This is a genomic window from Motiliproteus sp. MSK22-1, from assembly GCF_001968815.1.
In the GTDB taxonomy this organism is placed as follows: Bacteria; Pseudomonadota; Gammaproteobacteria; order Pseudomonadales; family Balneatricaceae; genus Motiliproteus.
The window spans coordinates 178,401-204,319 of sequence record NZ_MIEQ01000046.1 but is presented as its reverse complement, the minus strand read 5'-3'; the positions used below and the strand labels follow the sequence as shown (position 1 = coordinate 204,319).

Below are 25,919 nucleotides of genomic sequence, written 5' to 3'. Positions count from 1 at the left end.
GCAGACCGGTACTAAGGAACCTGACAAGGTCTGCTCAGAGGGCTTGAAGTTATCGTTTGATTTCAAACGACGCCGCACGGATAGACAAAAACCACCTAAACTATATGAAATAACTGGAAGTTTGTGTACTACCCTGATAAATAGAGAAATTCTGCGAAGCGGTAATTCCAGAAGAGCTCCCTTTAAAACCCTAGTACCTAATGGAGATGGGTATGAATATCACCAAAGTAACTAATCTTGTTCTCTCTGTATTGCTGATTTTTGGGAGTTTAACCGTAAACGCGGCGGATAAAGCCCAGTTCAGTACTGAACCAACCACTAATAATGGCCAACGCTGGCGAATAGGCTACTACGAAGGTGGTGAATATATTGAGTACCAGAAGCTCTTTATCGAAACGATCAGAGGGATGATGGGATTGGGGTGGATAGAAAAAACAGAAATACCACCTCAAAGTGGCGAACAGACGCGAGAGTTCTGGCAATGGATCTCAAACAATCTAAAGAGTGATTATGTCGAATTTGTAAAGGATGCGCATTATACCGCTGAATGGAACGATGATCTTCGGGTTAAAACCGCGGCTGAGGTCATGGAGCGCTTATCCAACAAACAGGATCTGGATCTGATGGTAGCCATGGGAACCTGGGCAGGGGAAGATCTAGCTAACGATAACCATAGTGTACCCACGATGGTTATTTCGGCAAGCGACCCGCTTTCAGCGGGTATCATCGAGAGTGTCGAAGATTCCGGGCGGGACCATATTCATGCAACACTGGATCCCAACCTGCATGACAGACAGTTGCGTGTTTTTCATGACCTGGTTGGTTTTAAGCGTTTAGGTGTGGCTTATGAAGACACGGTAACTGGTCGTAGTTATGCGGCGATGGATGTTGTTGAAAAGTTGGGTGGAGAACTTAATTATCAGGTCGTTTCCTGCCATACCAAAAGTGATATCAGTGATACAAATGTTGCTGAAGGCAGTGTTATAAACTGTTTTGAAAAATTGGCTCAAAGTACAGATGCTATATATGTTACCAGTCAGGGAGGAGTCAACATGAGCAGCCTGCCTAAACTGGTAAAAATCGCGAATACTCATCATATTCCGACTTTTTCTCAAACCGGTCCTGAAGAGGTTAAGTATGGGGTGCTACTTAGCCTGTCCCGAGCTGGATACCGATATATAGGTGTATTCCATGCCCAGACATTTGCCAAGGTCTTCAACGGCGCTCATCCCAATCAACTTGACCAGTTATTTGAGGAACCTCCTAAAATGGCTGTCAATCTAAGCACAGCCGGGGTTATTGGTTTTAACCCTCCATTACTCCTGCTCGGGGCAGCAGATGAAATATACGAGGAGATCTTGTTGGCAGAGTAATAATATGTGACAGAGCAATAGAGCTGTCAGGCGTTGATTGTCGCAGATTAAGTGCTCTGTGATCGATTTGTCATGGAGTCTGATTAGATTGCTGAGATATGAAGTATATCTCAGCTTTAGGCAAATCAGAGAACAGTGGATGTAGGTGTTGATGGATGAACCGGGGTAAAAGGACTTTGGTCTTATTAATAATCGGCCTGTACTTGCCGATTGTTCTGGCGTATGCCGACACGCCAGATTTCAGGGTGCCACCAATTGACAACAATGGCCAACGATGGCGAATCGCCTATTACCAGGGCGGTGCTTATGTTGGCTACTATGATCGGCTCCTGGCGACAGTGTCAGCCTTAATGGAGATGGGCTGGATTGAAAAAGCCGATCTGCCGCCAGAAGGTCAGGACGATGCGAGAAATCTTTGGCTTCGGTTATCGACAACAATCGAAAGTGAATACCTTGAATTTGTTGAAAATGGTTACTATTCGGCTGACTGGGATTTACAGGGACGAGAGGAATTGCGCAACAGTATAATTAACCGACTTAATCATACTGATGATATTGATCTTGTTGTCGCTATGGGGACCTGGGCGGGGAAGGATCTGGCAAATGATGAGCATAAAATACCCACGGTGGTTGTTTCCAGCAGTGACCCTATAGGCGCTGGAATCATACCCAACGTAGAAGACTCCGGGTATGATCATTTGCATGTTCATAACGATCCTTATCGCTACGAAAGGCAAGTTCGTTTGTTCTATGAGCTTATTGGTTTCGGCACATTGGGAGTTGCCTATGAAGATACGGTTGTTGGTCGAAGCTATGCGGCCATAAATGCGGTTAATAAAGTCGCAGCTGAAAGTGGCTTCAAAGTGGAGCATTGCCATACTCAAAGCGATATTGCCAATCAGTCTATTGCGGATCAAAGTGTGATCGAGTGTTTTAAGCAGCTGGTCAAAAAAGTAGATGCTATTTATGTAACGGCTCAGGGCGGGGTAAATTCCAAAACCATTCCCATGCTGGTGAAAATCGCGAACAGTGCCCGGGTCCCTACCTTTTCTCAGTATGGAGATGAAGAGGTACGACAAGGTTACCTGTTAAGTCTTTCACCCTCGGGACACCAGTCCTTAGGAGAGTTCCATGCGCAGACGATTGCTAAGATTCTAAGTGGTATATCTCCAGGAGATATTGCTCAAGTGTATGAAGGGACGAAAAATATCGTGATCAATTTGGAAACCGCCGAAATTATAGGGCTCTATCTGTATGCGGACATGCTAGCCGCCGCTGACAAAATCTATCGAAAAATAGAGGTACCTGAGTGAGACTATAGATGTTTACCTCGTTTAAATTCAAGATCATCGCACTGATTATATTAGTGCTGGCCTGCACTTCCGTTGGCATCATGTCCTTTACACAACGAGATGTGGCGAGAGCGATGCTGATGTCAGAAGAGGCATCGGCGCGCAACGTGTTACAGCTTGCAGAACTGAATATAAAGGCGGGTTATAACCGCCTTATTTCAGAAAAAATCGAATTGCTGGCCATGTTGAAGGCAAAAATGATTCACACCTCAGGGCTGAGTGCATCGGTGTTGCGTGAATACATTAAATTGTCAAATGAAGGTCATCTTTCCAGGGAAAATGCCCAGTCAGAAGCTTTACGTTGGTTAAAAACAGTTCAGTTCGATGAGGGCGAAGTGTTTGTTTTCCGACGAGATGGCACCATTGTGTCCCACCCTAAAGAGAGTCTGGTCGGAACTTCACTGGGGGATCTGCGGGATGTCAAAGGAAGGAAGTTAAAGAAGTACATGAGAGATGACGTGTTGTCTGTTAACGGAGACAGTGCCGTATTCTTTTGGTTGAAACCAGGTCAGACAAAAGGGAATAAATACATCGCCCATTTCAAGCCGATTCCCGGCTGGGACTGGACGCTGGCAGTCACCGTTAATTTTGACAATGTCGAACAGCAAAGTTTACAGAAACTGGATGTTATCGTTGCGGCGTTAAAAAGTACCTTTAGTAAAATCCGGGTAGCAACCAGCGGTTACGCTTTTCTGTTTAACGGCGACAGGCAATTACTGATCCCACCATCAACCCGATCCGCCAAATCCAGTACTCAGAGCAGTGAACTGGCTCCTACTGAATCAGAACTATTAGACCGACTAATCGCAGCCCGGCAAGCCGGTCAGGAATCAGTGGGATACAGTGACCCATTTCTGTCAGGCAATCAGCAGGTACAAACATTTATCAGTTACTTTAAAGCCTTTGACTGGTATCTGGGAGTGGTGGTCCCGGTTCATGAGATTCAGGCTCCTGGTAAAGCCTTGGTAGCCCGGCAAAGCTTAATTATTGGACTGATATTTATTGTCAGTCTGATTCTTGCACTAGTACTTGTTGCAAAAATATCACGCCCCCTGAATATCCTGGCAGCCCATGCCCAGGCCTTGCCCTCACTGGATTTTGCTAAAGGAGAAGCGGGTAATTCCAGTATCAAGGAGCTTTCGAAGCATTATCATGATGAGGTAGGGCATCTGGCTGAATCCTTTGTATTTATGGAAGCGGAAATCAGTAAAAATATCCAAAAAGCGCAGTTTGAAAAGGAAGAGGCAGAAAAAGCCAACCGGGCTAAAAGTGAGTTTCTTGCCAATATGAGTCACGAAATCCGCACGCCCATGAATGGTGTCCTGGGTATGGCAGAGCTCATGCGTGATACTGAGCTATCTCCAGTCCAAAAACGCTATATCGATGTGATCCGCTTATCAGGTGAAGGATTGCTGGATATCATCAACGACATCTTGGATATCTCTAAGATTGAAGCGGGTAAGCTCGAACTGGTTATAGCGCCCTTTAACCTTCGGGAGTTAATAGAAGATCAGGAAACGCTGTTTTCTCCACACGCCAACAAGAAGGATATAAAGTTAAGTAGTCAGATACCTGATGAGCTTCCGCCTTTGCTTTTAGGAGACGGTATCCGACTGCGGCAGGTAATGACCAACTTAATCGGTAATGCCATAAAATTCACACATGAGGGTGAAGTTCAGATAGCGGTAGAAATTATAAAAGACAGCGAGACGCAGGTAGAACTGAGAGTTACAGTGCGTGATACCGGAGTGGGTATTAAGACGGAACATCAAAAAGCTATATTTGAATCATTCACTCAGGCAGACAGTTCAACAACCCGTGTTTTTGGTGGTACAGGCCTGGGGTTGACTATTACCCGACAGCTCGTTGAAATGATGGGGGGGACGGTTGGCTTGAGTAGCGAACCAGGTAAGGGCGCCCGGTTCTGGTTGGATGTGGAGTTACCAAAAGTCAGCGGTGATCAGGAGGTTAGCAGCGATCTGTATCTTTCTTCACCGCTTCAGGAAACAACTGAGGATAGCCGAGGAAAGTCTTCACAGGTAGAGGATGAGCAGTTTGTTGGAAAAGTGTTGTTAGCAGAAGACCATCTGGTGAATCAGGAGTTTTCATTACAAATTCTCAAAAGTCTCGGGATTGACGCTGATGTGGCTCAGACAGGAGTTGAGGCTATAGAGCGGCTTGAAGAAACCGCTTATGATTTGGTGCTGATGGATTGTCAGATGCCTGAAATGGATGGTTATCAAGCGACAGTATTTATCCGCCAGTCCGAATCGGTTGCTGAAGATGAGCACCGGGTCCCCATAATTGCGTTAACTGCAAATGCGCTGGATGGCGATCGTGAGCAGTGTTTGGCCGTTGGTATGGATGACTACCTGGCCAAGCCGTTTAACAAGCTTCAGATGAAGAAAGTGCTTCGTCGATGGTTGTTGAAGTCGAATGATATTAGCCAACAGCCTTTGAATGACGACAACTTTGAGCCGGAAGGTGTTTTTTCTAATAACACCAGCCCGAATACTACTGGCTCGGATATAAGCCGTTTGGATATCGGCAGCCAGTCGTCGACGGCGGACGAAGGAATATCAGAGCGGAAATTGTCGAACCAAGAGCCTGCGTTGGTGCCTGACATTCTTTCACAATTACGGGAGATGGATAAAGAGGGCGAATTCCTGAATCAACTTATTACCGCCTATCTGGACAAATCACCAGGAGATTTGTCCAGATTGCGCGATGGTGTCGCCCAGGGAGAGGCGGAAGTCATTCGACAGGCTGCTCACGGATTTAAATCCAGTAGTCTGAATCTCGGTGCTAGAATACTCTCTGATTATTGCCAGGAAATGGAAAACAGTGCTCGTTGCGCAGATCTGGCCGGAGCCAATGAACTACTTGATAAGATTGAAATCGAGTACGAACGCGCGCGAATGGAACTCATAAAAATACGAGGCGCAGCTTATGCGAAAGACTACGTTTGATAGTCAGCTATTCGAAACATCCCGTGTCTTGATTGTGGATGATGATATTACTGCGAGATTACTCGCTCATAAAGCGCTGAGTTCTGAGGGTTTTTTAGTTGTTGAAGCTGAGGATGGTGTGCATGCGCTGGAGGTCTTTCAACAAACGCTACCTGATATTGTGTTAATGGATGTTGAAATGCCGAGAATGAATGGTTTCGACGCCTGTCATCAGTTACGAAGCCTGCCTTGTGGAAAGCTTGTTCCTATTCTTATGGTGACCGGACAAGATGACTATGATTCTGTCGAAAGGGCATATGAGGTAGGTGCCACTGATTTTGTTACTAAGCCGATGAATTGGCGGATTCTTGGCCAGCGATTGCGATATATGCTCAGGGCGTGTGCCGTAAGAAGTGAACTTCAGCAAATTCAGAAAAGTGAAGCACGCCTGGATAATGCTCAGCGACTTGCCGGTTTAGGTGGTTGGGAATGGAATCTGATGACCAATGATACTTACTGGTCTGATCAGCTTTATCGAATACTTGATCTTAAGCGAGGTGATTGCAGTCCTACGCTGGACACGTTTCTTGAATGTGTACCATTAGAAGAACATCTACAGATTCGCCGCTGGATTGTCCGATCCATAGAAGCAGGTAATTCAGGCAAATCTGCAAGTCTTAATCACCGTATTGTGCAACCTAACGGCAAAGTACTGAGTGTGCAGCACCAGATAGAAGTCTGCTTTGATAGTAGCGGTCGTTCATGCCTTATATTTGGTACTGTTCTGGATGTGACCCAGTTAAAGGAAGCTGAAGCAAAAATTTTGGCGATGATGGATGCACTGGCTGAGTCTGACAAATTAATTCGTGCCAGTAATGCCGAGCTAGCTCGCGCTTTAGCCGAAAAGCGTCAACTATTACACCGGATTATCAAGACCCAAGAGTATGAAAGGAGCTATCTGGCTCAGGAACTCCATGATGATCTGGGCCAGCTGTTAACAGCTGTTCAGGCCGAAGCCGCTGTATTGGATGCACAGGTTGGAGACAGGGAGTCTTTATCTGCCAGTATCGGTGCGATCAGAAGCTGTACTGCTGCGATGTATGACACTGTTTATAGCCGTATCTGTTCCCTTAAGCCATTGGAGTTAAGCAATCTTGGATTATTGGCGGCATTACCAGAAATGCCCATCATAAAAAGTTTAAGATCTTTGGGCGTTAAGGTTGAGCTGAATTTGGTTGATGCGCTGCCGATTGATGATGATGAACTGGAAACCAGTCTGTACCGGGTGGCTCAGGAGGCACTGAGTAATGTTACCAAGCATGCTGGCGCGAAGAATGTCCGAGTCGACCTCTATGTACTGAAGGGTACATTGCATATGCATATGTACGATGATGGTGTTGGTTACAACTGCCAAGAAGAGACGGAAGATTCAGCTGATTCTGGGATGGGACATCCTAAAAACAGCGGCTATGGTATTCTTGGTATGCAGGAGAGAGTGGAAAGCCTTGGCGGCAATTTCCACATAGGACCTAAAATCAATGCCGATTCAACCAGCTGTGCCGGATGCCAGATTGACATCCAGATACCGTTGCTTCAGAGCTAACAGCAACCCTGTAGATATCAAACAGGCGTATTCTGTTTTACGCCTGTTTGATGGAACGACTACTGATTCAGGAATCTTCTGGTTCGTATCCGAGATTCGGAGATAACCAGCGTTCCATCTCTCGTTGATCCTTTCCTTTTCGCTTGGCATAGTCTTCGACTTGATCTTCAGCTATCTTTCCGACTGAGAAATATTTACTTTGAGGATGGGCGAAATACCAGCCACTGACAGATGCAGTGGGCACCATGGCAAAGCTTTCCGTTACGCTGATGCCGGTTCTTTCTTCTACCTCAAGAAGTTCCCATAATAAGGCTTTCTCCGTATGATCAGGGCAGGCAGGATAACCTGCAGCAGGACGAATACCGCGATAGGGCTCTTTTATTAACTCTTCAGTACTGTAGTTTTCATCCGCTGCATATCCCCATAATTCTTTTCGAACACGTTCGTGCATGCACTCTGCCAATGCTTCAGCCAAGCGATCTGACAGCGCTTTGATCATGATGCTGTTGTAGTCATCATGGTCTGCTTCAAAGCGCGCAACCATGTCGTCAACACCAAAACCAACCGACACTGCGAATGCGCCCAGGTAGTCTTGTTTTCCGCTATCAGCTGGAGCAATAAAATCACTCAGACAGTGATTGTATCGTCCCTCTGGTTGTAACGTTTGTTGACGTAAATGATGAAGCGTTGCAAGAGAATCTGTCCGGCTCTCATCGGTATAGAGCCGAATATCATCTTCACCAACCTGGTTGGCAGGAAAAATACCAATAACTGCTTTGGCGACCAGTAACTTGTTGTCGATGATCTGCTTAAGCATGGCCTGGGCATCAGAATACAGTTTACGCGCTTCTTCACCGAGAGCTTCGTCTTCCAGAATATGTGGAAAACGACGTTTAAGCTCCCAGGCATGGAAGAAAAAGGTCCAATCGATATAGTCTATAAGCTCTGCGATGTCGTAATCATCAAAAAGCGTAATACCAGGGGTGTTTGGTATCATCGGAGTATAGCTGTTCCAATCGATAGGATACTTGTTGGCTCGGGCCTTCTCCAGATTAACCCTTCGGGCGTCTTTTGCTTTACTGTAATGTCGCTCACGGGCTTCGCTGTACTCTTGTCTTACTTCCTCGACGAAGGCATTTTTTTGGTTATCACTCAATAAAGCAGTAGCGACACCTACGCTACGAGATGCATTGTTTACATAAACCGTAGGCGCATCGTAGTTAGGTTCGATTTTTACCGCTGTGTGCATCGTTGATGTTGTGGCCCCGCCTATCATTAACGGGATATTCATGTTCAGGCGCTTTAGTTCTTTGGCAACGTGGACCATTTCGTCAAGAGATGGTGTAATCAGTCCGGAAAGACCGATCAAATCAACGTTTTCCTCCTGTGCAGTTTTAATGATCTTATCAGCGGGAACCATGACTCCTAAATCGATAATTTCAAAGTTATTGCACTGAAGTACCACGCCTACAATATTTTTGCCGATATCGTGGACATCACCCTTAACAGTGGCCATCAGGATTTTACCATTGCTGCTTGATTCAGTGCCCTTTTTTTCCGCGTCAATAAAGGGCATCAGATAGGCAACGGCTTTCTTCATGACTCTGGCAGACTTTACAACCTGGGGTAAAAACATTTTCCCGGCACCGAACAGATCACCGACGACAGACATTCCCTCCATAAGAGGGCCTTCAATAACCTGAAGGGGACGGTCGTGCTGCTGGCGCGCTTCTTCGGTATCTTCTTCAATGTACTCAGTGATCCCTTTCACAAGGGCATGAGAGAGACGACCGTTGACATCCAGTTCACGCCAGGCGTTGTTGCTTTGGTTATCCTGCTGTGCTCCTTGGCTACTGTAGTCTGCGGCAATAGATAACAATTGTTCGGTTGCATCCTTGTGACGATTGAGAATAACATCTTCAACGGCATTTCTTAGTTTTTCGGGTATATCCTCATAAATTGCCAATTGTCCGGCGTTAACAATCCCCATATCCATACCCGCTTTAATTGCGTGATAAAGAAAGACTGCATGTATGGCTTCTCTTACCGGATTGTTACCCCGAAAGGAAAAGGATACATTGGACACGCCCCCTGAAACCATGGCATGAGGAAGGGTTTCCTTGATTGTACGGGTTGCTTCAATAAAATCAGCCGCATAGTTGTTGTGTTCATCTATGCCTGTTGCTACGGCAAAGATATTAGGATCAAAAATAATGTCTTCCGCAGGAAAGCCGACTTTTTGGGTCAAAACTTCGTAAGATCGGGTGCATATTTCAACCTTGCGTTCATAAGTGTCGGCCTGACCGTCTTCATCGAAAGCCATAACCACGACAGCGGCACCATAGCGGCGAATAATACGGGCTTGAGCGACAAACTTATCTTCTCCTTCCTTGAGGCTTATAGAGTTAACGATACTCTTGCCCTGAACGCACTTTAAACCGGCTTCAATTATTTCCCACTTTGATGAATCTATCATGATGGGAACTCTGGCAATATCGGGTTCTCCGGCGATTAAGTTTAGAAAACGCACCATCGCAGACTCTGAGTCAAGCATGCCCTCATCCATGTTCACATCAATAATCTGTGCGCCGTTCTCTACCTGCTTGAGGGCAATATCGATAGCGGTTTCATAGTCCTGTTCTTTGATCAGGCGACGAAAAACCGCAGAGCCTGTTACATTGGCCCGTTCGCCGACGTTAACAAATAGAGAGTCCGGATAGATATTGAGAGGCTCCAGCCCTGAAAGCCGGTTACAGACTGCTATATCAGGTATAACCCTGGGGGGATATTTGCAAACAGCCTCCGCGATAGCTCGAATGTGCTCTGGGGTAGTCCCGCAGCAGCCTCCGATAATATTCAAGAAGCCACTTTTGGCCCACTGTTCAATCTCATCGGCCATTTGCTTGGGCGTTTCATCATATTCACCAAAGGCGTTAGGTAATCCTGCATTAGGGTGAGCCGAAACAAAGGTATTGCTGATATTGGAAAGTTCTTCCAGATATTGTCGAAGCTCAGCAGGACCCAGTGCGCAGTTAAGACCTACTGAAATCGGTTGTGCGTGGCTGACAGAATTCCAAAAAGCTTCTGTGGTTTGACCGGTAAGCGTGCGGCCTGATGCATCGGTAATTGTGCCTGAAATCATAACCGGAAGGCGCAAGCCTAGTTGATCGAAACAGGTTTCTACTGCATAGATCGCTGCCTTGGCATTTAGGGTGTCAAAGATCGTTTCTATTAAGATCAGGTCAGCACCGCCTTCAATCAGTGCTTCAGTGGATTCAATGTACGCATCGACCAGCTGATCAAAACTGACATTACGTTTTGCTGGATCGTTAACATCCGGTGAAATAGATGCTGTTCGATTGGTTGGCCCTAATACCCCTGCCACGTAGCGCGGACGGTCGGGTGTTTGTGCGCTGTATTTATCTGCGGCCAATCGAGCTAACTTTGCGGCTTCGAGATTAATTTCTCGTGACAGATGTGACATCTCATAATCAGCAAGCGCGATTGCATTGGCATTAAAGGTGTTGGTTTCGAGAATGTCAGCCCCTGCTTCGAGATAAGACTCATGAATATCGCGAATTAGCGGTGCTTGTGTCAGTACCAGCAAATCGTTGTGGCCTTTGAGATCAACGGGCCATTTCTGGAACTGTTCTCCCCGGTAATCCTGTTCTTCCAGCTTCTGTTGCTGAATCATCGTCCCCATACCCCCGTCAAGGATGAGGATACGTTGTTGAAGGCTTTCCCTTAGGCTGAGTCCTCGTGAGGAGGCAAGAGGCTGTGAGCTTGTGTCAGAGTGAAAATCTGGTGTTTGTCTATTCGATTGAGGCACAGCTAAATCCTTCAGAAGCATAATTGTATTATTGCGTGTAATGCCTATGTATTGGACGACGTTCACACGGGGTGGAGTATTCTTGGCATTGTACTGGCAATCTTCCGTTAACGTATTGAAAACACTTCATCTTGTCATGAGCTGAATTATTGTTCTGATTCCTAAGTATGGTTTTCTGCAATTGCTTTATGGATACGGCTCTGAAATACTTGCCCGACGTTGCACTTTGGTATTTTGTTCTTTGGTATAAAGCGGAGTTTGCTTTAATGTCCGACAGCAGCAAGCACGCTCGTGCAAGCATGGCTAATCTCTACCGTATTTTTACAATTCCTGAAGCCCCTGATTCTGTTTTGAGAAAGATTGATGAGGGGATATCAGAGAATATGATCGGTTTTTTGCAAAAACACATCGTTGCGGAGGAAACTGATCTTGTCAAAATTGAAAAAGATTTTTCCAGCACCTTAATTCCTGAAGAGCCTAAGTTTGTTTCAGAGCAGACAGAATTCCTGATGGAGAAGGTGGTCGCACAGTCTGTCCACACTTCATCACCTAGCTTTATCGGCCACATGACTTCGGCATTGCCTTATTTCATGATTCCGTTGTCCAAAATCATGATTGCCCTAAATCAAAATCTGGTTAAAACCGAAACGTCCAAGGTTTTTACGCCGCTTGAACGTCAGGTGTTGGGTATGCTGCATCGACTGATATACGATCAGAATGAAGGGTTCTATGAGCGTTGGCTACATGATAGTCATCAACATCTTGGGGCTTTTTGTTCGGGGGGAACGGTTGCCAATATTACCGCGCTTTGGGCGGCAAGGAACAAAGCGTTTGGCCCTGAGGGAGAATTTGGCGGTATCGCTAAAGAGGGGGTATTCAGTGCTTATCGGCATTATGGTTGTGAGGGAGCCGCTATTCTCGTTTCACAACGAGGCCACTATTCGTTGAGTAAGTCGGCAGATCTGCTGGGTATTGGTCGGGAACAGGTTATTGCGATCGATACTGACCAGAACAACAAAATTAAACTGGATTCGCTTCGAAATAAGCTCGTTGAACTAAAGACCAGGAATATACGCCCCTTTGCCCTTATTGGTATTGCCGGTACAACGGAAACAGGGAATATAGATCCACTGGACGCCCTGGCCGATATTGCTGAATCTGAAGGGATTCATTTTCATGTCGACGGGGCTTGGGGAGGACCAGCGGTCTTTTCCAATACTCACCGGCATATGCTTAAGGGCATCGAGAGAGCGGATTCAGTTACCATTGATGCCCATAAACAACTCTACGTTCCGATGGGTGTGGGGCTTGTTCTTTTTAGGGACCCTGATACCCTGACCAGTATTGAGCATCATGCTCAATACATTATTCGCAGAGATTCTAAAGATTTGGGCAGCAATACTCTGGAAGGTTCCCGCCCCGGGATGGCAATGCTGGTCCACTCTGCGCTTAATATCATTGGTCGCGGCGGTTATGAGCTGCTTATTAATCAGGGTATTGAAAAAGCTCAGCGATTTGCCGAGATGATCTGTGAATCTGAAGATTTTGAATTGGTTACAGAACCGGAGCTCAATATTCTTACTTATCGCTGGGTTCCGGCGTCTGTGCAAAAATTGTTTAAAAATGGGACGTTTCAGGATCAGGTCAACGCCAATGAGGTGCTGAACAAAATCACACGTTTTATTCAAAAAACTCAACGAGAGCACGGCCTTGCCTTTGTTTCAAGGACACAGCTTAATCCTCCCTTGCATAACCACCAGTCAATCACAGTATTTAGAGTTGTACTGGCAAACCCGTTGACGACTGTTGAGGTGCTGCGGTCTGTGCTGGATGAGCAGCGGCAAATCAGTAATGATAGCTTATTAGAAAAAAGAATAGGGGAGCTGGACGATCTGGTTGCTCACTCGTATGTATAGGTTGTGCACAGGGCTGAGGTCCAAGAGGTCTGTTCGCGGGTCCCCTAACGCGAAACATATAAGGTAATCCCGACTGTTTGTCTGTTTGGGGCTGTCTTAGAAAAGGAATTAAATAGACCGCCTGGATCTTAGATTTCTCAGGTCCCTTCGTCTTTTGGGTTTTTCTCTAAGTTGGCCTGTAGTTGTCGATCAATATCGCCAAATTTTCGCTGGTAGGCCTGAGGGTCACATTGCCATAAGCGCTTGGCTTTCACATCATTTTGAGCCGAAAGAGGAATTTTTCTCTTTCGGCTTCGCAGGTATTGGTAGAGGACAGTAATCAGTGACATCAACCCAAGCCCAATGATTACCCATTCTGAATACTCAGCATCCATATAGTCTTTATCTCAGTTTAAAGTCATCCGGGCTGTCTCTCAAAGAGCTGTATGCAGCCACGCGGGGATATTTTTCTGTTGTAGATCTCGACAGCGAATATTAAGGAACCCTCGAATAAGTTCATTATGTTCTCTGTAAGCCCTGGAATGGCTCAATGCGTGAAAGACAGCGTAGCGGAATGACGACTTCTTTCCAAGCTGTCTGACAAAGCAGCTGTCGCTCCAGAGCTCGCCCCGGGAGTTAGGGAGTTTCGCCGATTCCCTAAAGGCCTTTTACAGCATAAATTCCATTGGCATTGCGCAGGTAGCCTTTGTAATCCATGCCAAATCCATATAAAAAGCGGTCTTCGATCTCTAATCCAATATAATCGGGTCGGAAATCCACTTTACGATCATGTAGTTTGTTAATAACCACGGCACTCAGGACTTGTTTCGCACCTTTGGCGCTCAGGTATTTGCAGACGGCTTCGAGGGTGTGTCCCTGGTCGAAAATATCATCCACCACCAGAACCGTCCGGTTTTCAATTGATGTGGCAGGATAGACCTTCCATTCAAGTTCAGCTCCTTCCACAGCATCTCCGTAGCGCGTCGCATGGAGATAATCCAGTTCTAAAGGAAAATCGAGTTTCAGAATGAGTTGAGCCGTGGGGATCAGACCGCCATTCATCACACTCAGGACGAGCGGGCAACTGTCTGCAAGCTCCTTCTTAATATCCTGAGCCATACTGTCTAGTGCTTGGTCCAGTTGATCAGCTGTAGCTAGACAGTCTGCTTCATTGTGAATAGCGTTAATTTCATCGCTGGAAAGGGTCATGGCAAAGCTGCTCCAAAGCGTCTGGATTATGAAGTCGGGCATTATACAATCGTATGAAGAATTACGATACAATCGGTCAATTTTAGTGTTGCCGTATAGCAGTGCGGGGAATTTTGTCGATAAGGCATGGTTATTTAAAGCCGGTTTTTGATTCGATACACCCATTTGGGACTATTTGTAGTCGCTGTTTCTGGTTGTTTGGAATTCTGACATAGACAGCCCTGAACCTGGCGACAGATTCTTTTTGTTAGTCTGAATTTATCATCGTTGGGATTGATGTGTACGAGTCCCATCAAAGCCCTATAGTGCCTAGTGCAAAGAGGAATACATGGCCGTTCATGAGATTAAACACCCCCTGATCCAGCATAAGTTAGGGTTAATGAGAAAAAACGGTATCAGCACCAAGCATTTCAGGGAGCTGTCCGGAGAGGTTGGAAACCTTCTGACATATGAGGCAACCCGTTCTTTGGAAACAGAGCGGCAGGAAATTGAAAGCTGGACGGGGTCGCCGCTGATGGTCGATGTTATAAAGGGGAAAAAAATAACGGTCGTGCCTATTCTTCGGGCAGGACTGGGAATGCTTGATGGTGTGTTGCAGCTGATTCCTAGCGCGAAAGTCAGTGTTGTTGGTCTTTATCGAAACGAGGAGACTTTAGAGCCGGTCCCCTATTTTGAAAAGCTGGTTGGGGATATCCAGGATCGAACGGCATTGATTATTGATCCTATGCTTGCCACCGGTGGAACCTTGATTGCAACCATTGATATGCTTAAAGAGGCCGGGTGTACCAGCATCAAAGGGTTGTTTTTAGTCGCTTCTCCTGAAGGGATTGCCAAAGTTGAGTCGGCGCACCCTGATATCGAGATCTACACGGCTTCTGTGGATCAGCGGTTGAATGAACAAGGTTATATACTACCGGGACTGGGTGACGCTGGAGACAAAATATTTGGGACGAAGTAGCTGGAGCCCATCGACAGGCAGGCCCGATTGAAGCTCAGTTCAGCCTGGAGTTTGTTTTTCGTTGATACCGGAAAAATCCTCTGCCTTATGAAGAATTAGTCAGCAATTAATGACATAAAAGCCTTGTATCCGCAGGGCTTTTTTTATGTCTGAATAAGATTGTCGACAGTTTTTGCGTTTATACTGATTTTTTTGAAAAACCTCTGAAGTGAAAAAAATCGAAATATATCCTTTTTACTTCCAAATACCGATAAAAAATGGGCGCTTCAGACTGTGATGTTCGCCTATCGTAGTAGATAAAAAAATAATCAATTCAGTTAAAGTACCGGTATGAAAACAGATAACTGTCTACAATATGACTGACGGTTTATCTGACAGCTCTCCTGAAAATCTATAATTAAAGGGAACGGTGCAATGGCCTATCTGAGTGAATATAACCGATCTATCGAGGCTCCAGCCGAATTCTGGGCCGAAAAAGCAGAAGCCCTGGAGTGGTTCAAGAAGCCGGAACATATCCTGTCAAAAGACGAAAACGGTATTGATCGTTGGTTTGCTGATGGTGAGATGAATACATCTTATATGGCTCTGGATCATCATGTGAATAATGGTCGGGGTGATCAGATTGCGCTGTATTACGATTCTCCCGTCACCGGCGTAAAGAAAGCGATCAGCTACAAAGAGCTGCGGGATCAGGTTGCATTGTTTGCTGGTGTATTAAAGGCCCAGGGGGTTGAAAAGGGAGACAGAGTCGTTGTTTATATGCCGATGATTCCGGAGGCATCCATTGCAATGCTGGCGTGTGCGCGTTTAGGTGCGGTGCATTCTGTTGTTTTTGGTGGGTTTGCTCCTCATGAACTGGCTGTTCGTATTGATGACGCGGAGCCAAAGGTTGTCGTCACGGCGTCCTGTGGTATAGAGATACAGAAAATCATCCCATACAAACCCATGTTGGATAAGGCGATTGAGCTTTCCGCTCATCAGCCTCAAAAGTGCATTGTCTATCAGCGTCCGCAGGTAGAAGCTGAAATGACCTCTGGGCGGGATCTGGACTGGGAGGAAGAAATCGCTGCAGCAAAGCCTGCAGACTGTGTTCCGGTTAAGGGTACAGACCCACTGTACATCCTTTACACCTCCGGTACGACGGGTAAGCCCAAAGGAGTTGTTCGTGATAACGGTGGCCATGCAGTGGCGCTTCGTTACAGCATGAAGGCTATTTACGATATGGATCCGGGTGATGTTTTCTGGGCGGCATCGGATGTTGGCTGGGTGGTTGGTCACTCTTACATTGTCTATGGTCCTCTTCTGACAGGTCTTTCTACCGTTTTCTATGAAGGTAAGCCTGTTAGAACGCCTGATGCAGGGGCTTTTTGGCGTGTCTGTGAAGAGTATAAAGTTAAGGCCTTGTTCTCAGCTCCAACTGCTTTTAGAGCGATTCGTAAAGAAGATCCTGATTCTGAGTGTTTAAAGCCTTATGATCTTTCTCATTTGAAATATGTCTTTATGGCCGGTGAGCGACTTGATCCGCCTACTTATTATTGGGTTAAGGATTTGCTGGGTCTGCCGGTTGTTGATCACTGGTGGCAGACTGAAACGGGCTGGGCTATTTGCGGTAATTTAATGGGAATAGAGGCCAAGGAGCCGAAACCGGGTTCTTCAACGCTGCCTTCTCCTGGGTTTGATGTTCAAATACTTGACTCCAAGGGTAATCCAGTCGGGCCAAACGAGCAGGGTAATGTCGCGATTAAGTTGCCACTTCCTCCGGGATGTCTGCCGACTGTTTGGGGGGATTTTGAGCGCTTTAGAACAGGTTATCTGGCAATATTTGACGGATACTATGTGTCCGGGGATGGTGGCTACAAAGACGATGAAGGCTACGTATTCATCATGGGTCGAACGGACGACGTTATTAATGTGGCTGGGCATCGCTTATCCACTGGAGAAATGGAAGAGATTGTAGCGGATCATCCAGCGGTTGCTGAGTGCGCTGTCATAGGGATCTCGGATAGTCTGAAAGGACAAAACCCTGTAGGCCTGGTGCTGCTTAAAGATGGTGTTGATGTCGATGAGAAGGAGCTGGAAGCTGAGCTGGTTGCGATGGTTCGAAAAGAAATAGGCGCAGTGGCCTGTTTTAGAACGGCGATTGTTGTCCAGCGCTTACCGAAAACCAGATCGGGTAAGATTTTGAGAAAAATCCTCCGTCAAATCGCAGACGGAGAAGAGTACAGTGTTCCGTCAACGATTGATGATCCGGCCAGCTTACCTGAAATCACTGAAATTATGGGTGCTCACGGAATTGGGGGAAGCTGATCTCAATCCGCTGTTAGCAGCTGGGGGCTCGCCTGTTGTGCGGGCCTTTTTTATGCATTACTTTTTATAGGTCGCTTTCTTATAAGTTTCTTTTTCATAGGATGCTTTTTCACAGCTAAAAACCAGCAGGGTCAAGAAAGGAAGTATGAGAAGTTGTGTGGTGAAAAAGGAAGGGCAGGCGACCGGCAGTGAGCAGCCGCCGGGCGGGAATAAAAAAACCCTCGTATTTTCTTTACGAGGGTTTTTAATGGTGTCTTTATATGCCAGGTCTTAACTGTTAGCCAGGATAGCTTCTTTTGCTAGGGCCCGTATACAACTGACGAGGGCGTCCGATGCGGTTAGGGCTGCTGTGGAACTCGCTCCAGTGTGAAATCCAGCCGATAGTTCTAGACAGGGCGAAAATAACAGTAAACATGTTGGTTGGAATACCAATAGCTTTAAGAATGATGCCTGAGTAGAAGTCAACGTTCGGGTACAGCTTGCGTTCTACAAAGTAATCATCTTCAAGAGCGATTCTCTCCAGCTCTTTAGCCATCTTAAGCATCGGGTCGTCTTCTAATCCAAGCTCCTTAAGAACTTCGTCACAAGAAACTTTCATGACTTTAGCTCGAGGGTCGAAGTTGCGGTATACGCGATGACCGAAGCCCATCAGTCTGAACGGGTCGTTAGGATCTTTGGCCTTGTTAATAAAATCAGGAATGTTTTCCACACTGCCGATTTCGTCAAGCATCGTCAGGACCGCTTCGTTAGCGCCGCCGTGGGCGGGGCCCCATAGTGCTGCTATGCCGGAGGCAATGCAGGCGAACGGGTTTGCGCCAGAAGAACCTGCCAGGCGGACGGTCGAAGTCGAGGCATTTTGCTCGTGGTCCGCGTGAAGTACAAAGATTCGATCCATTGCTTTGGCAACTACAGGGTTTGGTACATACTCTTCACAAGGTGTACCGAACATCATATACAGAAAGTTCTCTGCATAGTTCAGGTCGTTGCGTGGATACATAAAGGGCTGGCCGTTGGAGTACTTGTAGCTCATTGCTGCCAGCGTAGGCATCTTGGCAACCAGGCGATATGCACAGACTTCACGATGATGAGCATCATCAATATCCAGCGAGTCGTGATAGAACGCAGACAGCGCTCCTACAACTCCGCACATGATCGCCATTGGGTGGGCGTCGCGACGAAAACCATTGTAAAAATGGCTCAGCTGTTCGTGAATCATTGTGTGATTCTTGACGGTGCTTACAAATTTTTCCTTTTGTTCGGGAGTTGGAAGCTCACCGTTTAGCAGCAAGTAGCATACTTCCATGTAGTCCGACTTTTCTGCCAGTTCTTCGATCGGGTAACCACCGTGCAACAACACGCCTTTGCCACCGTCGATAAAAGTAATTTTGGATTCACAGGCGGCAGTGGAAACGAAACCGGGGTCGTAGGTGAAGAGGCCTTCGCTTGTTAGTGCTCGAACGTCAACAACGTCAGGGCCCTCGGACCCTTGCATCACAGGCAGTTCAATGGTCTCCTCAATACCATCGATCTTCAGATACGCTTTCTTGTCAGCCATAGCGGCTCCTATCATTCGTTATAATTTATGACTGTGGTCGGCATCTGTCGATCCATAAATATTACAAAGATCATCAAGCCCCACAGGTTTGAGTGAAAAGGGTTGGCTTAAAAAGACGTAACCACTATAGAGTCAAAAACGACAATGTCAATTAAACCAGTGTGCACATCTTCGCAGCGCAACATTAGCCACTTGTATCAATTTTGGTGTAGGTTTTAAATTGCTCTTTAGTAGAATTTGTTTGTTTATTAAGGTGAAAACAGCCCTGTCTTTGACCTTAGAACTAGAATGGTCGAATTGTTTTCGTGGCCTGAAATGATTATAATCTCGCGTCGAAGTTCTTGACCCCAGAGGTGAAAGTCACGTCTGATGGGGTTTTTAGAGCTTCAATCTCAGCACGTCCTTCTAATCGCCCAGAAGCTGGGCCAAAGAGTGTGAATTAGAACCGTGAGCAAAAAAAGACCTGTAAATCTCGATCTACGTACTATAAAACAACCCTTACCCGCGATTAGTTCAATTTTGCATCGCGCAACAGGTGTGGTTCTCTTTATTGGTATCGCATTTATGTTGTATGCATTTGACCTGTCGCTGGAGTCTCAGCAAGGCTTTGACGCTGTCGCCGACATGTTCCAGAACAGTTTCTTCGCGAAATTGGTGGCCTGGGGGTTGGTATCTGCATTGCTTTATCACTTGTTCGCCGGAGTTAAACACCTGGTGATGGACTTCGGTTACTGCGAAGAGCTTGAAAGCGGCACCCTGGCGGCCAAAATCACGCTTGCTAGCGGTGTCGTAGCAACACTACTGGCGGGAGTATGGATATGGTAACTACGATAACAAGCTTTGGCCGCAGCGGCCTTTATGACTGGATGATTCAGCGTGCAACGGCTGTCATTCTTCTGGCATACACCGTTTTTATTCTGGCTTACCTGCTTTTTAATCCTGATCTGGATTATGTGCAGTGGAAAGGGCTTTTTGAGCAAACCTGGGTTCGTGTTTTCTCCCTGTTGACCCTTATCTCCACCGGCGCCCATGCCTGGATTGGCCTTTGGGGCGTATCTACTGATTACATTAAGCCTACCGGGCCCCGCTTCCTGTTTCAGGCGGTGTGCGGAACAGCGATGTTTTCGTTTTTGGTTTGGGGTGTTCAGGTTCTTTGGGGATTATAAACAATGTCTAAACTTCGTACGCTAAGCTATGATGCTATCGTAGTCGGCGGTGGCGGTGCAGGTATGCGTGCCGCGCTTCAGCTGGCTCAATCGGGATTAAAAACTGCCTGTGTCACTAAGGTTTTCCCGACTCGTTCACACACTGTATCTGCACAGGGCGGTATTACCTGTGCAATTGCAAGTGCTGATCCGAATGATGATTGGCGCTGGCATATGTATGACACAGTTAAAGGTTCTGATTATATTGGTGATCAGGACGCTATTGAATACATGTGCAGCGTGGGCCCTCAGGCTGTCTTTGAGTTAGACCACATGGGGTTGCCATTCTCTCGCACCGAAGCAGGGCGCATATATCAGCGTCCATTTGGTGGTCAATCCAAGAATTTTGGAGAGGGCGGGCAGGCTGCACGTACATGTGCGGCAGCTGACCGTACTGGTCATGCTCTTCTTCATACCTTATATCAAGCAAATCTAAAGGCCGGCACCACATTCTTTAATGAATGGTATACCGCAGAGCTGGTAAAAAATGCAGACGATGCTGTGGTCGGCTGTATCTCTATCTGTATCGAAACAGGTGAGACTGTCTTTATAAAGGCTAAGGCTACGGTTCTTGCAACTGGTGGTGCTGGTCGTATTTACCAGTCGACTACGAATGCCCTGATTAATACGGGTGACGGAGTGGGAATGGCGCTTCGAGCGGGATACCCGGCACAAGACATGGAAATGTGGCAGTTCCATCCCACCGGTATAGCTGGTGCAGGTGTGCTTGTGACCGAAGGTTGTCGCGGTGAAGGTGGTTATCTGATCAATAAGGATGGCGAACGCTTTATGGAGCGTTATGCACCTAATGCCAAAGATCTTGCGGGTCGTGATGTGGTTGCGCGCTCAATGATTTTGGAAATTCTGGATGGTCGCGGATGCGGTCCGGAAGGGGATCACGTTTTCCTGAAGCTTGATCATTTGGGTGAAGAGGTCCTGCATAGTCGTCTTCCTGGAATCTGTGAGCTTTCGAAGACGTTTGCTCATGTAGATCCCGTAGAGGCTCCAATTCCTGTTGTCCCCACCTGTCATTATATGATGGGCGGAATTCCCACAAATGTAGGTGGTCAGGCTTTGACCATCGACACTGATGGCAATGATCGCGTTGTTGAAGGTCTGTACGCCTGCGGTGAGGTTGCTTGCGTATCTGTTCATGGGGCTAACCGCCTGGGCGGAAACTCGTTGCTTGATCTGGTGGTCTTTGGTCGTTCTGCTGGAATGCAGATTGAAAAGGCGCTTGCTGATGGTTATGAGGCCGTAGAGCCTACCGAGGAAGATTTGGATCGCGCCATGGCTCGTCTTAACCGCCTGAATAATTCTACGGGTGGCGAAAGCGTTGCTGAAGTTCGTGCTGAGCTGCAGAAGACTATGCAGCTGTATTTTGGTGTTTTCCGCGATGGCGAAAGCATGCAGAAAGGTCTTAAATTGCTGGAAGGTATTCGCGAGCGAGTTTCCAATCTCCATCTGGAAGACAAGAGCCTGGCCTACAATACTGCACGTATTGAGGCTCTGGAACTTGAAAATTTGATGGAAATCGCAGAAGCGACAGCTATCGCAGCAGAAGAGCGCAAAGAGAGTCGTGGAGCTCATGCTCGAAATGACTTTACCGAGCGCGACGACGAGAACTGGCTGAAGCACTCCGTATTCTTCCCAGGGGAGAAGCGTATTGGTAAGCGTGATGTTAATTTCGCGCCCAAAACCGTAGAAGCCTTTCCACCTAAGGCGCGAGTATATTAAGGGGACGCATCATGCTAGTTAGTGTATATCGTTACAATCCCGAGGTTGACGATGCGCCTTACATGCAGGATATCCATATCGATATCCCGGGTGGAAAAGACATCATGGTTCTTGATCTTTTGCAGCTGCTGAAAGACAAAGATCCAAGTCTCGCATATCGCCGCTCATGTCGTGAGGGTGTGTGTGGTTCCGATGGTATGAATATTAGCGGCTCGAATGCACTTGCTTGTATTACGCCGCTTTCATCTGTGGTTAAAGATGACAAGCTGGTGCTTCGTCCGTTGCCTGGCTTGCCGGTTATCCGCGACCTGGTTGTGGATATGGGGCAGTTCTATGCTCAGTACGAAAAGATCAAGCCTTATTTGATCAATGATACGCCAGCGCCTGCTATTGAGCGGCTGCAATCACCAGAAGAGCGTGAAAAGCTTGATGGGCTTTATGAGTGCATTCTCTGTGCTTGTTGTTCAACAGCTTGTCCGTCATTCTGGTGGAACCCTGACAAGTTTATCGGACCTTCAGGGTTGTTGCAGGCTTATCGCTTCCTGGCCGATAGTCGTGACACGGCTACTCGTGAGCGGCTGGCTGACCTTGATGATCCATTCAGTGTCTTCCGCTGCCATGGCATCATGAACTGCGTTAGCGTATGTCCAAAAGGTCTTAATCCAACAAAGGCTATCGGTCATATCAGAAACATGTTGTTACAGCAGGCAACCTGATTTTTACATTGATCGGGTCGTCAGGAAAAAGGTGCGCAGTAAGCGCACCTTTTTTTTAAGGCTTTTTTGGCAATAATGTCGGTTTATTCGGTCCCAGGTAACAAAAAAGTGCATTAAAACGGTATTGGGGCCGATTAATGCTTTTTCTCCTAAGTAGAAAGCATTATATTTACACACCGTCGAGTGCTGTAAACTAAGCACCGCAAAAAAATCATAAAAGGCCCACTAATAAAGGGTCTACTAATAAAATTCAAATTCGCAATCAAATGTGGGGCTGTGTACCCTGAGCGCAACGGGTCCTTCCCGGGCTTTCGCTTATTCAATCAGTGAAAATGGAATCGTTGCCTTTGGCGTCCGCTCCCTAAATACAGGGTCACCTATCTAATGCAAGAAGGCATAATGGAGTTGATGTGGAAAACTTCTCACCTCTCCGGTGGGAATGCGGACTACGTCGAAGAGCTTTATGAGCTCTTTTTAAGAGATCCCAACGAGGTCCCCCCAGAATGGCGAGAGGAGTTCAACAAACTACCCCGCGTACAGGATACTGTCTCTCAGGACATTCCCCATTCTGCAATCAGAGAGCATTTTCTCTACCTTTCCAAAAACCAGAAACGAGCCCAGGCCGCTCCCGTATCAAGCGTCAGCTCTGAACACGAAAAAAAGCAAGTCCGAGTGCTGCGCATGATCAATGCGTTTCGAGTTCGAGGACATCAGGTAGCCAACCTTGATCCGCTGGGTCTGCAGGAGAGAGAAACTGTTCCTGACATGGATCTGCACTTCCATGAACTCTCAGAGGCTGACCTGGATACGACATTCCAATTAGGTTCTTTGTTTTTCGGACCTGAAGAAGCTCCTCTTAAAGATATTCTTAACGACCTCAAGCAGACTTATTGCACCACCGTTGGTGCTGAGTTTATGCATATAGTTGACACTCAGCAAAAGCGTTGGTTGCAGTCCCGAATTGAGCCTGTACGCAGTCATCCCCAGTTTGACCCGGAATACCGCAAACATATACTGGAGCGACTGACTGCGGCAGAAGGGTTAGAGAAATATCTGGGCTCTCGTTTTGCTGGCGCCAAGCGTTTTGGCTTGGAAGGCGGTGAGAGTCTTATCCCTTGTTTGGATGAGATTATACAAAGGGCCGGAAAATACGGTTCTAAAGAAGTTGTCATAGGAATGGCTCACCGTGGCCGCCTGAACGTACTGGTTAATACCTTTGGCAAAAATCCTCGAGAGCTTTTTGAAGAATTTGAAGGTAAACGAACACTTGAAACATCCGGTGATGTGAAATACCACCAGGGATTTTCAACCAATATCTCCACTCCTGGAGGTGAGCTTCATTTAGCGCTTGCGTTTAATCCGTCCCATTTGGAAATATCCGCTCCTGTTGTTGAGGGTTCTGTTCGTGCGCGTCAGGATCGTCGCGATGATGATATTGGCGATCTGGTGCTCCCGATCAATATCCACGGAGATTCAGCATTTGCCGGTCAAGGTGTAGTTATGGAGACGTTCCAGATGTCTCAGACTCGCGCCTATAAAACGGGTGGTACCGTCCATATTGTTGTAAATAACCAGGTCGGCTTTACAACCAATAAACGTGAAGATACTCGTTCAACTGAGTACTGTACCGATGTTGCCAAGATGGTACAGGCGCCTATTTTTCATGTTAATGGTGATGACCCCGAAGCTGTTGCGTTTGTTACCAAGGTGGCGCTGGATTATCGTAACGAATTTCATAAAGATGTAGTGATCGATCTGGTGTGTTATCGCCGTAGAGGCCATAACGAAGCCGATGAACCTTCTGGTACCCAACCGATGATGTACCAGAAAATCAAGACCCAGAAGACAACACGGACACTCTATGCAGAGCGCCTTATCGCCGAGGGTGTTATTGATGAAGCGCAAAGCAAAGCCTATGAGGCCGACTATCGTCAGTCACTGGAAGACGGTCGCCACGTTGCTAAGAGTCTGGTCACCGAGCCAAACGAAGGGTTGTTTGTCGATTGGCGACCTTACTTGGGGCATGAGTGGACTCATCACTGCGATACCCGAGTGTCGAGCGAACTGGTCAAGGATCTGGCCAATAAACTGGATACTGTTCCGGAAGGCTTTGTCGTTCAGCGCCAGGTTGCCAAGATACTGGAAGATCGTAAAAAAATGGGCTCTGGAGCAATGCCTATTAACTGGGGTTTTGCTGAAGTACTTGCCTATGGGACTCTTCTGGCTGAAGGTCACCCCATTCGCATAACGGGACAGGATGTCGGTCGTGGTACTTTTTCACATCGTCATGCGGTACTGCATAATCAAAAAGATGGTTCAACCTACGTTCCTTTACGTAACCTGTCCGAAGAGCAGCCGCGGGTTACTTTGCTGGATTCCTTCTTATCCGAAGAAGCGGTGCTTGCGTTTGAATACGGATACTCGACTACCATGCCGAATGCATTGGTGGTATGGGAGGCACAGTTCGGAGATTTTGCTAACGGTGCTCAGGTTGTTATCGACCAGTTTATCGCCAGTGGTGAACACAAATGGGCGCGACTATGCGGTTTGACCATGCTGTTGCCTCACGGTTACGAAGGGCAGGGGCCAGAGCACTCTTCGGCTCGTCTTGAACGTTATCTGCAGCTTTGTGCTGAGCACAACATGCAGGTCTGCATTCCCACCACCCCTGCACAAGTATTCCATATGCTGCGTCGCCAGGTAATAAGACCTCTGCGTAAGCCTCTGATTGTCATGTCACCGAAAAGTCTGTTACGCCATAAGCAGGCTATTTCCTCTTTGGATGATTTGACAGAGGGGTCATTCCAGACTGTTATTCCGGAAGTGGATGATATAGACACCAAAAAGGTTAAGCGGGTAGTGCTTTGCAGCGGCAAGGTGTATTACGACCTTTACAACAAGCGTGAAGCCGATGAAAGAGATGACGTTGCTATCGTTCGGATTGAACAACTGTATCCGTTCCCTGAAGCGGATCTTAGAACAGCGATTGCAGCCTATGAGAATGTAGAAAGCGTCGTTTGGTGTCAGGAAGAGCCCCTTAACCAAGGTGCCTGGTACTGTAGTCAACACCATATGCGTCATGCGATTCAGCAGGTATTTCCTGAATTGCACCTTCAGGTATCGGCTCGTCTGGCTTCGGCTGCGCCGGCATCCGGCTATATGTCTCAGCATGTTATAGAGCAAGAAACGCTGGTCAACGACGCCATTAACGGTTTATTTGCTTAGTCTTGGG

Annotated in this window: 16 protein-coding genes; 12 read left to right on the top strand and 4 right to left on the bottom strand. The window is 47.0% G+C overall.

The features are described 5' to 3' along the window. Positions 1 to 212: 212 nt before the first annotated feature. The 4 genes from BGP75_RS14310 to BGP75_RS14295 all read left to right on the top strand — a co-directional run bounded on the left by BGP75_RS14310 (position 213) and on the right by BGP75_RS14295 (position 7,276). Entirely contained in the window at positions 213 to 1,373 is a 1,161-nt protein-coding gene (locus tag BGP75_RS14310; RefSeq protein ID WP_076719494.1) for an ABC transporter substrate-binding protein, read from the top strand. Between the two features lie 155 nt (positions 1,374 to 1,528). Further along, positions 1,529 to 2,686: an ABC transporter substrate-binding protein gene (locus BGP75_RS14305; RefSeq protein WP_076719493.1), complete on the top strand. Its 1,158-nt coding sequence runs from the start codon at positions 1,529 to 1,531 to the stop codon at positions 2,684 to 2,686. 8 nt (positions 2,687 to 2,694) lie between these two features. After that, positions 2,695 to 5,694, top strand: a complete 3,000-nt coding sequence (locus BGP75_RS14300) for a cache domain-containing protein (protein WP_076719492.1) — start codon at positions 2,695 to 2,697, stop codon at positions 5,692 to 5,694. Beyond that, positions 5,675 to 7,276 carry a response regulator gene (locus BGP75_RS14295; protein WP_076719491.1) on the top strand — a complete coding sequence of 534 codons (1,602 nt, stop codon included), beginning with the start codon at positions 5,675 to 5,677 and terminating at the stop codon, positions 7,274 to 7,276. Before BGP75_RS14300 ends, BGP75_RS14295 begins: the two co-directional genes overlap by 20 nt. Positions 7,277 to 7,343: 67 nt before the next feature. Here BGP75_RS14295 and metH read toward each other — a convergent pair whose 3' ends face one another. Continuing rightward, positions 7,344 to 11,105 carry a methionine synthase gene (gene metH, locus BGP75_RS14290; RefSeq protein WP_255395938.1) on the bottom strand — a complete coding sequence of 1,254 codons (3,762 nt, stop codon included), beginning with the start codon at positions 11,103 to 11,105 and terminating at the stop codon, positions 7,344 to 7,346. 266 nt (positions 11,106 to 11,371) lie between these two features. Here metH and panP point away from each other — a divergent pair, with 266 nt between their 5' ends. Next, positions 11,372 to 13,021: a pyridoxal-dependent aspartate 1-decarboxylase PanP gene (gene panP / locus BGP75_RS14285; RefSeq protein ID WP_076719618.1), complete on the top strand. Its 1,650-nt coding sequence runs from the start codon at positions 11,372 to 11,374 to the stop codon at positions 13,019 to 13,021. A 137-nt stretch (positions 13,022 to 13,158) separates the two neighbouring features. Here the strand turns inward: panP and BGP75_RS14280 are convergent, their stop codons facing one another. Together BGP75_RS14280 and BGP75_RS14275 are read right to left on the bottom strand one after the other, a co-directional pair. Further along, positions 13,159 to 13,350 carry a hypothetical protein gene (locus BGP75_RS14280; RefSeq protein ID WP_143821069.1) on the bottom strand — a complete coding sequence of 64 codons (192 nt, stop codon included), beginning with the start codon at positions 13,348 to 13,350 and terminating at the stop codon, positions 13,159 to 13,161. Positions 13,351 to 13,657: 307 nt separating this feature from the next. Continuing rightward, complete coding sequence (locus BGP75_RS14275) at positions 13,658 to 14,251, bottom strand: hypoxanthine-guanine phosphoribosyltransferase (protein WP_233152926.1); 594 nt, start codon at positions 14,249 to 14,251, stop codon at positions 13,658 to 13,660. 286 nt (positions 14,252 to 14,537) lie between these two features. Here BGP75_RS14275 and upp point away from each other — a divergent pair, with 286 nt between their 5' ends. Both upp and BGP75_RS14265 read left to right on the top strand, forming a co-directional pair. Further along, positions 14,538 to 15,167: a uracil phosphoribosyltransferase gene (upp, locus tag BGP75_RS14270; RefSeq protein ID WP_076719488.1), complete on the top strand. Its 630-nt coding sequence runs from the start codon at positions 14,538 to 14,540 to the stop codon at positions 15,165 to 15,167. A 414-nt stretch (positions 15,168 to 15,581) separates the two neighbouring features. Beyond that, positions 15,582 to 17,474 carry a propionyl-CoA synthetase gene (locus BGP75_RS14265; RefSeq protein ID WP_076719487.1) on the top strand — a complete coding sequence of 631 codons (1,893 nt, stop codon included), beginning with the start codon at positions 15,582 to 15,584 and terminating at the stop codon, positions 17,472 to 17,474. Positions 17,475 to 17,751: 277 nt separating this feature from the next. Here BGP75_RS14265 and gltA read toward each other — a convergent pair whose 3' ends face one another. Then, on the bottom strand, positions 17,752 to 19,029 hold the full coding sequence (gene gltA, locus BGP75_RS14260; RefSeq protein ID WP_076719486.1) for a citrate synthase: 1,278 nt from the start codon (positions 19,027 to 19,029) through the stop codon (positions 17,752 to 17,754). A 447-nt stretch (positions 19,030 to 19,476) separates the two neighbouring features. On the opposite strand from gltA, the gene sdhC reads away from it, so the two are divergent. From sdhC to BGP75_RS14235, 5 genes are all read left to right on the top strand, one after another. Continuing rightward, entirely contained in the window at positions 19,477 to 19,854 is a 378-nt protein-coding gene (gene sdhC, locus BGP75_RS14255; protein WP_076719485.1) for a succinate dehydrogenase, cytochrome b556 subunit, read from the top strand. Beyond that, a complete protein-coding gene (sdhD, locus tag BGP75_RS14250) occupies positions 19,848 to 20,195 on the top strand; it encodes a succinate dehydrogenase, hydrophobic membrane anchor protein (protein ID WP_076719617.1) in 348 nt (115 codons plus the stop codon). Before sdhC ends, sdhD begins: the two co-directional genes overlap by 7 nt. 3 nt (positions 20,196 to 20,198) lie before the next feature. Beyond that, the gene (gene sdhA / locus BGP75_RS14245; RefSeq protein ID WP_076719484.1) at positions 20,199 to 21,971 is read left to right on the top strand and encodes a succinate dehydrogenase flavoprotein subunit; all 1,773 of its coding nucleotides are present in this window, start codon (positions 20,199 to 20,201) and stop codon (positions 21,969 to 21,971) included. Between the two features lie 11 nt (positions 21,972 to 21,982). Next, positions 21,983 to 22,687 (top strand): succinate dehydrogenase iron-sulfur subunit, encoded by a 705-nt coding sequence (locus BGP75_RS14240; protein WP_076719483.1) that lies wholly within the window; start codon positions 21,983 to 21,985, stop codon positions 22,685 to 22,687. 384 nt (positions 22,688 to 23,071) lie between these two features. Beyond that, entirely contained in the window at positions 23,072 to 25,912 is a 2,841-nt protein-coding gene (locus BGP75_RS14235; RefSeq protein ID WP_143821068.1) for a 2-oxoglutarate dehydrogenase E1 component, read from the top strand. Positions 25,913 to 25,919 lie beyond the last annotated feature (7 nt).

Bases quoted from the DNA above. Each gene is read 5' to 3' on its own strand.
- BGP75_RS14240 (WP_076719483.1), top strand. From the start codon at position 21,983: ATGCTAGTTAGTGTATATCGTTACAATCCCGAGGTTGACGATGCGCCT.
- BGP75_RS14280 (WP_143821069.1), bottom strand. From the start codon at position 13,350: ATGTCACTGATTACTGTCCTCTACCAATACCTGCGAAGCCGAAAGAGA.
- sdhA (WP_076719484.1), top strand. From the start codon at position 20,199: ATGTCTAAACTTCGTACGCTAAGCTATGATGCTATCGTAGTCGGCGGT.
- BGP75_RS14295 (WP_076719491.1), top strand. From the start codon at position 5,675: ATGCGAAAGACTACGTTTGATAGTCAGCTATTCGAAACATCCCGTGTC.
- upp (WP_076719488.1), top strand. From the start codon at position 14,538: ATGGCCGTTCATGAGATTAAACACCCCCTGATCCAGCATAAGTTAGGG.
- BGP75_RS14305 (WP_076719493.1), top strand. From the start codon at position 1,529: ATGAACCGGGGTAAAAGGACTTTGGTCTTATTAATAATCGGCCTGTAC.
- panP (WP_076719618.1), top strand. From the start codon at position 11,372: ATGTCCGACAGCAGCAAGCACGCTCGTGCAAGCATGGCTAATCTCTAC.
- gltA (WP_076719486.1), bottom strand. From the start codon at position 19,029: ATGGCTGACAAGAAAGCGTATCTGAAGATCGATGGTATTGAGGAGACC.
- BGP75_RS14265 (WP_076719487.1), top strand. From the start codon at position 15,582: ATGGCCTATCTGAGTGAATATAACCGATCTATCGAGGCTCCAGCCGAA.
- BGP75_RS14310 (WP_076719494.1), top strand. From the start codon at position 213: ATGAATATCACCAAAGTAACTAATCTTGTTCTCTCTGTATTGCTGATT.
- BGP75_RS14300 (WP_076719492.1), top strand. From the start codon at position 2,695: ATGTTTACCTCGTTTAAATTCAAGATCATCGCACTGATTATATTAGTG.
- BGP75_RS14275 (WP_233152926.1), bottom strand. From the start codon at position 14,251: ATGCCCGACTTCATAATCCAGACGCTTTGGAGCAGCTTTGCCATGACC.
- sdhD (WP_076719617.1), top strand. From the start codon at position 19,848: ATGGTAACTACGATAACAAGCTTTGGCCGCAGCGGCCTTTATGACTGG.
- BGP75_RS14235 (WP_143821068.1), top strand. From the start codon at position 23,072: ATGCAAGAAGGCATAATGGAGTTGATGTGGAAAACTTCTCACCTCTCC.